Annotated in this window: 8 protein-coding genes; all 8 read left to right on the top strand. The window is 65.7% G+C overall.

Going from position 1 to position 8,318, the window contains the following annotated elements:
- On the top strand, nt 1-761 hold a 761-nt coding region (locus tag FV233_RS18040; RefSeq protein WP_210249490.1), incomplete at its 5' end, for a hypothetical protein.
- A 1-nt stretch (nt 762) separates the two neighbouring features.
- Complete coding sequence (locus FV233_RS18035) at nt 763-1,254, top strand: hypothetical protein (RefSeq protein WP_147898301.1); 492 nt, start codon at nt 763-765, stop codon at nt 1,252-1,254.
- Nucleotides 1,255-1,257: 3 nt separating this feature from the next.
- Complete coding sequence (locus tag FV233_RS18030; RefSeq protein ID WP_147898300.1) at nt 1,258-1,818, top strand: hypothetical protein; 561 nt, start codon at nt 1,258-1,260, stop codon at nt 1,816-1,818.
- The gene (locus FV233_RS18025) at nt 1,818-4,088 is read left to right on the top strand and encodes a GDSL-type esterase/lipase family protein (RefSeq protein ID WP_147898299.1); all 2,271 of its coding nucleotides are present in this window, start codon (nt 1,818-1,820) and stop codon (nt 4,086-4,088) included. The genes FV233_RS18030 and FV233_RS18025 overlap by 1 nt, the downstream gene beginning before the upstream one ends.
- 21 nt (nt 4,089-4,109) lie before the next feature.
- Nucleotides 4,110-5,210 (top strand): GDSL-type esterase/lipase family protein, encoded by a 1,101-nt coding sequence (locus FV233_RS18020; RefSeq protein WP_147898298.1) that lies wholly within the window; start codon nt 4,110-4,112, stop codon nt 5,208-5,210.
- On the top strand, nt 5,126-5,968 hold the full coding sequence (locus tag FV233_RS18015) for a glycoside hydrolase family 16 protein (protein ID WP_147898297.1): 843 nt from the start codon (nt 5,126-5,128) through the stop codon (nt 5,966-5,968). Before FV233_RS18020 ends, FV233_RS18015 begins: the two co-directional genes overlap by 85 nt.
- Before the next feature lie 7 nt (nt 5,969-5,975).
- Complete coding sequence (locus FV233_RS18010) at nt 5,976-6,770, top strand: hypothetical protein (protein WP_147898296.1); 795 nt, start codon at nt 5,976-5,978, stop codon at nt 6,768-6,770.
- Nucleotides 6,767-8,308: a hypothetical protein gene (locus FV233_RS18005; RefSeq protein WP_147898295.1), complete on the top strand. Its 1,542-nt coding sequence runs from the start codon at nt 6,767-6,769 to the stop codon at nt 8,306-8,308. Before FV233_RS18010 ends, FV233_RS18005 begins: the two co-directional genes overlap by 4 nt.
- Nucleotides 8,309-8,318 lie beyond the last annotated feature (10 nt).

The raw sequence follows: 8,318 nt of genomic DNA, 5'->3' as shown, positions 1-8,318 counted from the left end.
AGATCGCCACGACGCAGTTTGTGGCCACGGCGGTGGCGACAGGCGGCGCGGGGGGCGGAACCGGCACAGGCGGCGTTGCAACCTCGCGCCAGATCCTGTCGGGCGGCCTGGCCACCGGTGGCGGCGATCTCACGGCTGATCGTACCATTACCGTCCCGAAGGCAGCGCAGAGCGATGTCGCGGCCGGAACCGATGACGCCAAGGCGCTGACCTCCTTGAGCGTCGCGGCCCGGTTCGCCCTGCTGGCGCCGCTGTCTTCGCCGGCCCTTACTGGCACGCCAACGGCCCCGACCGCTGCGGCAGGCACCAACACCACGCAGCTCGCGACTACGTCCTTCGTCGGCGCCGCGGTCGCTGCGATCCCAGCCGTTCAGTATGCGGCTCAGACGCTCACAACTGCCCAGCAGGCGCAGGCGCGCACGAACATCGGGGCAGGGACCGGAAACGGCAACGGCACCGCCTCCGTCACCGCCTACAGCATCTCAGGGGCCTCCGGGTATCGCAGGTGGTCGGACGGCTTCATCGAGCAATGGGGCCAGACCAGCGTCGCGGGCGATACGTTCATCACCTATCCGCTCACTTTCCCGAACGCTTGCAAATCTGCAGTCGCTAGCCCTCTCGGCAACACCTCCGACGCCCTGTCCTGCATGGTCGATGGCATCGGGCAGTCTTCGTTCGGAGCCCGTGTGCGCGATGTCGCGGCTGGCGGCGGGATTACGTCACCGACCGCAATCGTCGCATGGCACGCGGTAGGATACTGACATGGGTATCTTCGCAACCGTAGACGCCGCGAACCCCGATCGCGTCGCCTTCTATGTCGAAGGCGTGAGCCCGAGCATTCCGGCTGGCGCGTTCGCTGTCTCCGAACAGGACTGGCAGGCTTATCTAGCGGATCAGGCCGGCCATCGGTTTATCAATGGCGCGCTCACGGTCTACAAGCCGCCGGCGCCGACCGTTCCCGACAATCCGACCTTGGGCGACTGGCGCGTCGGCCTCATGCTCTGGGGCCGCATCGACGATGTCACCGCCAAGGTGGCAGCACTCGTGTCCTCTTCTGATCCCGCCAAGCAGCGGATCGGCAAGGTCGCATCCGAGCGACTGAACTACTCCAACAACGTGCTTCGTGCGCAGCTCCTGCAGCTCAAGGACGCGTTCGGGTTCACGGCTGCCGACGTCGACGAGAGCTTGTATCGCGCCCAGCGGGTCAGCCTCGGCGATCTGTCCGGCGTGTGGCCGCTGCCGGCACAGGGCTAAGCGATGGCTTTCCTCTACAGCCTCGATGATGACGCCGGTGGTGCCTTCACGGTCGATCCGAGCACCGGTACGCTGACCGTCGCGTCGCCGAGCTTTGTCGGCGTCGGCCAAGCGTTCCGCATCACATGGCGGGCGGTCGATACCAGTGGCGCGCAGCCGCCGTTCACCCGGACAGAACTGATCGGGGTGACGGCGGGGGCGCCCAAGCTCGGCGCGCTTTCGCTTCTAAATCTAGGCGCGACTGCCACCATCATATTCGCCTCAGCGATCAACGGCCAGACAGCCGGATCTACGGTCACTGCGGTGTCAAGCGACGGCACGGCCCTGACAGTCTCCGGCGGCGTCGTCTCTGGCACATTCTCAGGCGCTGGGACGCCGACGATCACGCTGACTGAGACCCTGACTGGCGCGATCGGTTCTCCGTTCACGTCAACGGCCTCGGTTGCGGTCGCTGCAGCGCCTTTAGGGCCATCCGCGCCACCGGGCTTCATTCTCCTGGCTGGCAGCGATGGCCAGCAGCTCCTCGGAGCAGATGCCCAAGAACTGTATGGGGTTGCCGCCTGATGTCTCGCCCGATTACGCCGGCCGATGTCCTGCCGATGGCAGTTGCTGCGGCGACTGTCATCCCGCTCGACAGCAACAAAACGATGCCGAGGCTCTTCGTTTCGGGCGCCCTCTCGCTGAGCGTTGGCGCGGTCGCCAATGGCGGCACATGCCTTTTGCCGTTGGTGGCGGATGGCGTTAGCACGGTCACGTTCTCGGGCTTCACCGAGCTTGGCACATCGTCTGGCTACAAAAACACCTCCGGCATTCTTAACCTGATCCGTTTCTCCTATCTGGATGGCACGCCGTACTTCTCAGTTTCGCAGGCCATGGCGGCTGCGGCCGTCCCGCAGCCTGCGACGGCCTACACGCTTACGGGTCCGACGAGCGGCACGGCGGGCACGGCGTCGAGCAACTTCACCGTCGCTGCGCAGGGCGCACTTAGTGCCCCTGTCACTGTCACTCCATCCGACAGCGGAAACGGCGGGACGTTCACGCCAACTTCGGTTTCGCTCGGCGCGAGCAACAATCCGACCGCAACCTTCACGTACACCGCCGCGAGCGCGGGCACCAAGGCGATCAGCACGTCGAATGGCGGCGGCCTTACAAACCCAGCCTCAATCACGCTGACCGCGGCAGCGGCACCGGTCCAAGCGACCGCTCCGGCGGCGCCTACGATCACGCTCACCCCTGGCACCGCTCAGATCTCTGTTGCCTGGACGGACGGCGCCGCCAACGGGGCAGCGATCACCAGCCACAAGCTCTATCGTGGCACAGCATCAGGTTCGCGCGCGCTGGTCGGCACGATTGGCACGACCAGCCCCTACACAGACACCGGCCTGACCAACGGCACGACCTATTTCTACAGCCTTTCGGCCGTGAACTCGGCCGGTGAAGGCGCGCAGAGCACAGAGGTTTCGACCACGCCGGTTGCCGCTGGTCCGACGCTTTCCGCTTTGACACTCTCGCCGCTTACCGCGACCGCCGGCAGCGCCTATTCGGGCACGATCACCGGCAAGACATCCGGTTCAACCGTCACGGCCACGTCGAGCAATGGGACGACGCTCACCGTGTCTGGCTCGACCGTCTCGGGCACGTTCAGCGCTGCGGGCACGCCTACGATTAGCCTCGTTGAGACGCTGGCAGGAGCCACGGGCTCGCCGCGGACATCGACGGCTCAGATCACGGTCTCCGCGCCCTCATTCGCGCCGGCAGAGGCCTATGGATACGACACCAGCACGCAGTTCACGAAGACCAAGGCCGCCGGAACGCATACCCGGCTGCTGATGGTCGGCGACAGCATCACGGTCGGCTTCCAAGACGCCGGTCCCAACAATGCCAGGCCCACGACCAGCACCTCGGCTTTCATGGCCGCGCACCTGACTGGCGGCAACCTCAACAGCTTCGTCAGCTTCGGCAATCAGGGGCCGCAGATCGACACCCGGGTCAGCTTCACGGGCACGGCGACGATCGGCGGGGCGAGCACGCTTGCGGGTCAGCTTTTCGAGATGACGACGGCGGGCGACGCCATCAACTTCGTCACGACGGGCGCGGTCGATCGGGTTGAGGTCGTTTACTACGACGGCGGTGGCGTGTTCGGCGTCAGCATGAACGGTGGCACGCTCGTCACCTCGGGGGTCGTGCAGACGAATTCCGGGGGCATGAAGAGGATCATCTTCACCGTTCCCCGCACCACCAACGGCACGTTGAACGTCCGCTATATCTCCGGCGGGAAAAACTACATCGACGGCGCCAACTGCTGGGATAGCCAGAACCCTTCCATCGACATCATCAACGCCGGCAAGGGTGGCTGCACCAGCAGCATCATGGCGGAAGGTGTGGGCGGTTACGGGTCTGTCGATGGTATTCTCGCCTGGAACCCGGACTGCGTCGGGCTTCAGCTCGGCACCAACGACGGCAATCTCGCGGGCACAACGAAGGCTGCGTTCAAGTCGAACATCGACACTGGCGTCGCCGCGATCAGGGCAGCCGGCATCGACGTGTTCTTCATGGTTGCACCGCCCGTCGTCTCTAGCTCGCCGATGGAGACCGGATCACCCCCACTCTGGCAGCAGTATCGCGATGCGCTTCGCGAGATCGGAGCCGCCCGCAATATCGGCATCATGTACGACTGGCATCAGCGGTACGTGACCCAAGAGTCGCAGCTCGCTAAGAGCCCAACTTGGATGAGCGGCAACGTGCATCCGGCAACGCCGATGTACAACGACATGGGGACGAGCATCGCCCGCGCAGTGTCGGCCATCGTTCCGGCGTTCAGTTACATTTCGTAATCAACTGATAGGACGCTGACCATGACCGACATTGCGGCAATGCTTGACGCCTACAAAGCGACATCCGACGCGCAGTTTTCCGACCTTCGGGCCAGGTTGGTCCCGGCAGCGGCGACCCCACCGGCCTCGACGGGCACGCCGACGACCTCTCCCAGCACCGCCGCGATCAGGGGAGTTCTGTTCGAGGTGGACAGCATTACGTTCGGCGCTGGCCTGCAGGATGGGCAGCAGTATCCGAAGCTGATCGCCGCCTCGGCCGGCATTCCGATCTACAACGACGCCTACGTGGGCGACACGCTTGCGCACGCCCTCGCGCAGTACGATCAGCAGGACGCCCCGAAGTTCAACGCCTCGACGATCAACACGATCTCGATCCTCGGTGGCATCAACGACATCCTGTCCAACGGCTCGACCGATACCGCGCTGCGCACCGTGGTCACGCAGTACGTCGCCAAGGCCAAGGCCACCGGCTTCGTCGTCGTCCTCTGCACCCTGACGCCAGTTGGCACCGGGTTCGCGGCTTCGGTCAATGCAACCCAGCAGGGCTACGTCACCGCCTACAACGCTTGGCTGCGGGCGAACTATCGCACCATCGGCGCCGACTATCTCGTGGACTTCGCGGCGATCCCGGAGGCGCAGGATCCGGCGAGCACGACCTACTACCAGGACCAGCTTCACCCCAAGGCACCGCTCGCCGCCCTGATGGCAGCCAAGTGGCAGTCGACCCTTGCGGCCGCCCTGCCGGCGCCGGCCTCCGGTTCGACCGGCGGCGGAACCGGCTCGACCGGCGGAACTGGCAGCGGGACAACCCCGGCCGTCGATGCCTTCACCGTTCAGGTCGGCGCGGGCACGTCAGCCACCAAGGCGACTCTGTCCGGTTCGGTCGGTTCGCAGTGGTACAACGTCGCCTTCCACAAGACGTCCGGTGACTACGGCCACGTCACCCCGGAAATCACGCTGAGCGGGGCGGCGAGCTATTCCGCGCAGGTTGATGTCTCGACGTTGCCGGATGGTCCGTTCCCGATCGATGTCACCGTGTGGAGCGGCCCGGCTACGCAGATCCGCCGGACAATTCAGGTGGTGGTCAACGTCAGCGCCGGGAAGCCCGTCGCCCCTTTCTAGGATCGCTGAGGCTCGTTTTCGAGGACGACTTCAGCGGCACGGCACTCGACCAGTCCAAGTGGTTCATCGGCCCAAAGCCGGATGGCGGGCAGTACGGTGGCGCTCACTTCGTCACGAAGGACGAGCCGCAGTTCTCGCGGGTCTACACGGTCACCAACGGCATGTTGTCGATCCGGGCCTTCTACGACGCTGGGTACGCCGACCCCGAAGGCTGGGGCCGGCGGTGGTACTCGGGCCAGATCTCAAGCTGCTTCCCCAACGGACGGGCGCCGGGTGCCGTGCGCAAGGGCTACTTCGTCATGCGAGCGAAGATGCCCGCCGTCCGCGGCGCCTGGCCGGCGTTCTGGCTGGGCAACGTGGCCGGGAACAACAACCCGGCGGGCGGTGTCGAGATCGACATCATCGAAGGCTATGGGCAGTTCCCGCTCGGGTATGTCGGCACGATCCACGATTGGCCGGGCCAGACTGGCGCGAGTGAAAAGTACCAGCAGAAGCATTTCGACGACATGCTCGGCGGTGCCAACACCCAGACCGAGTTCCACACCTACGGCCTGCGGATCACGGACGCGGAAGCGATCTGGTACTTCGACGAGAAGGAACTGGTGCGCTTCCCGCTCTACCGCGCGAACGACCCGAACCTCGGCGCCTTCTTCGCGATGATCGACTTGTCGGTGGGTGGCGGCTGGCCCGTCGATGTCCCGGCAAGCGGCTGCATGGAAATGCTGGTCGACTACGTCCGCATCTACTCAGCAGACTGAGGCGCTGATGACGCTCTCCTTCGCCCTGTTCGGCAACACCGTTCCGCTGAACGCCCCTGCGGGGACGGTCGTGGGGCGGTTTGCGCCGACCGTGACGCCCGGGGCGGATCTGTCGTCTCACGCCTACGGTACGGCGTTCGCACTGACGGCCGACACCGACTTCATCACCGCCGACGGCGCGATTGTGAAGACGCTCGGCGGCACGTTCGCCGATCTGCAGACGCAGGTGCTAGACTACCTCGACCGGCCCGAGCTTGCCCCGACCTTCCCGATCTGGATCCGGAATTTCCAGTCGAAGCTGAACCGGCTTCTGCGGGTCGGAGGTAGTGAAGCTCAGGCGATCCTGACACCGGACCCGCTGACCGGAACGTGCTCGCTGCCGAGCGACTATCAGGCCTGGCGCAGCGTGCGCAGCATCGGCTCATGGTCGGAGCCGCTGGAGTACGCCACGCCCGATATGCTGACGTCGGGGTACCCCTACGGCTGTGCCGGCGGCATCCCGCGTCAGTTCACCATCAAGGGCACGACGCTGTTCCCGATGCCGTCGGGTCCGGTCAACCTGACCTACTATCGCGGCGTGCCGATCTACCTCTCCGGCGTGCTCAACGACTGGCTGCTGCTCGCGCACTTCGACCTCTACCTCTACGGGGTTCTGACCGAGGCCGAGATGTTCCTCAAGAACGACGAGCGTGCCGCCATGTGGCAGCAGCAGACTGCGGCTGCTCTGGCTGACCTCAACTCGGCCGATCGTGATGCCCGCTGGGGCCGTTCGCGGGTCATGAGCGCGGAGGCGATGCCTTGAGCGGTTCCGCCGTCCCCGCCGTTGAGCCGCCGCCGCTCGCAGTCCCGTTCGGAGCCTGGGAGCCGGATCGGGTTGCGGTCGATAGCGCGTCAGCCGCCATCGCGCGCAACGTGTTCCCGCAGGCCAACGGCTACGGCCCCGTGCCGTCGCCCGTACCTGTGACCCTGCCGCTGCCTGGCGTGTGCCGGGGCTCGATCTCGGTACGGCTCTCGACTGGCGCTTGGGTGGTGTATGCTGGCACCGCAACGAAGCTCTATCGCTTCAACGGCGCCACGCTGGGCTGGGACGATGTCTCTGGCCCGAGCGCGTACCTGCTGCCGCCGGAGGATTATTGGTCCTTCGCTCTCTACGGATCGAAGCTGATCGCGGTCCACACTGGCGCCCGGCCTCAGACCATCGACATCGCGGCGCCCCCTGCCACGACGAAGTTCGCGGATCTCGCCTACACCTCGCCGGATCCGCCGCCGAACGCCCGGTTCGTGGCGATCGTCAATGAGTTCGTGATGCTCGGTGGCCTGCTCGGCAACGAGGCTGCCGTGCAATGGTCCGGCATCGGCGACCCGTCCTACTGGACGCCCGGCATCAACGACAGCGACATTCAGATCCTCCCCGACGGCGGGCGCGTCACCGGTCTCGTCGGTGGCGAGGTCGGCGTGGTGTTTCAGGAACGCGCCATCCAGCAGTTCGTGTTCGCGGCTGGCACCGGAGAGGTCTTCCAGCGGACCAAACTTGAGGAGGACCGCGGGGCGGTGGCGCCGTGGTCGATCGTCAAGATCGGCGCGATCATCTACTTTTTGGACCGGGACGGCTTCTACGCATTCCAGAACGGCGCCTCGGTTCCGATCGGTCAGGAGCGGGTCAACCGCTGGATGCTGGCCAATCGCGACCCGACTTACATCCAGACCTGCGTCGCGACCTCGGATCCGACGGGGACACGGGTGTTCTGGGCCTTCAAGAGCAAAACTGCGGCCGACCCGACGTCCCTCGACCGCGCCATCGTGTACGACTTCGTGCTTGATCGCTGGACGAACATCGACGTGTTCGTGCGGCACTGGCTGCGCGCAGAGACCGCGCCGCTCTCCTTCGACAACGTTTCGGAGGACATCGACCGCGGCACGACCCCTTACGGCTTCGTGCAGGGGCTGTCGTCCGATAGCGCGCTGTTCTCCGGCGGCGTGCCGTTGGTTGGCGTGTTCGGGGCCGACAACCGCTTGGCCCTGCTCGAGGGTGCGAGCCTTGAGGCGCGGATCGGGACCGCCTGGGTGCAGACCGGGCGACCCCGGCGAGCCTACGCGGACGGCGTTCGGGTCGACACCGACGCGGCGGCGTGGTTCGCAACCGTCTCCACCCGGGAAAGCCTCGCCGTCACCGATGCACCGCGGCCACGGCCGGAGAGCGCGCCGAACAAGGAGCGCTTCGCACCCTGCCGAGCGTCCGGCCGTTACCATCAGGTCGACGTTCGGATCGCAGCCGGTGACCCGTGGACCTACGCCCAGGCGGTCGAGCCGATGTTGCGTTCCGCCGAGGGCATGCGGTGACGGTTCAGAT

Origin of the sequence: Methylobacterium sp. WL7 (assembly GCF_008040085.1) — a bacterium.
In the GTDB taxonomy this organism is placed as follows: domain Bacteria; phylum Pseudomonadota; class Alphaproteobacteria; order Rhizobiales; family Beijerinckiaceae; genus Methylobacterium; species Methylobacterium mesophilicum.
The sequence above is the reverse complement of the archived record's forward strand: the minus strand, read 5'-3'. Positions and strand labels throughout refer to the sequence as shown.

Coding starts and splice junctions, on each gene's coding strand:
- FV233_RS18035 (WP_147898301.1), top strand. CDS start 763: ATGGGTATCTTCGCAACCGTAGACGCCGCGAACCCCGATCGCGTCGCC.
- FV233_RS18030 (WP_147898300.1), top strand. CDS start 1,258: ATGGCTTTCCTCTACAGCCTCGATGATGACGCCGGTGGTGCCTTCACG.
- FV233_RS18025 (WP_147898299.1), top strand. CDS start 1,818: ATGTCTCGCCCGATTACGCCGGCCGATGTCCTGCCGATGGCAGTTGCT.
- FV233_RS18020 (WP_147898298.1), top strand. CDS start 4,110: ATGACCGACATTGCGGCAATGCTTGACGCCTACAAAGCGACATCCGAC.
- FV233_RS18010 (WP_147898296.1), top strand. CDS start 5,976: ATGACGCTCTCCTTCGCCCTGTTCGGCAACACCGTTCCGCTGAACGCC.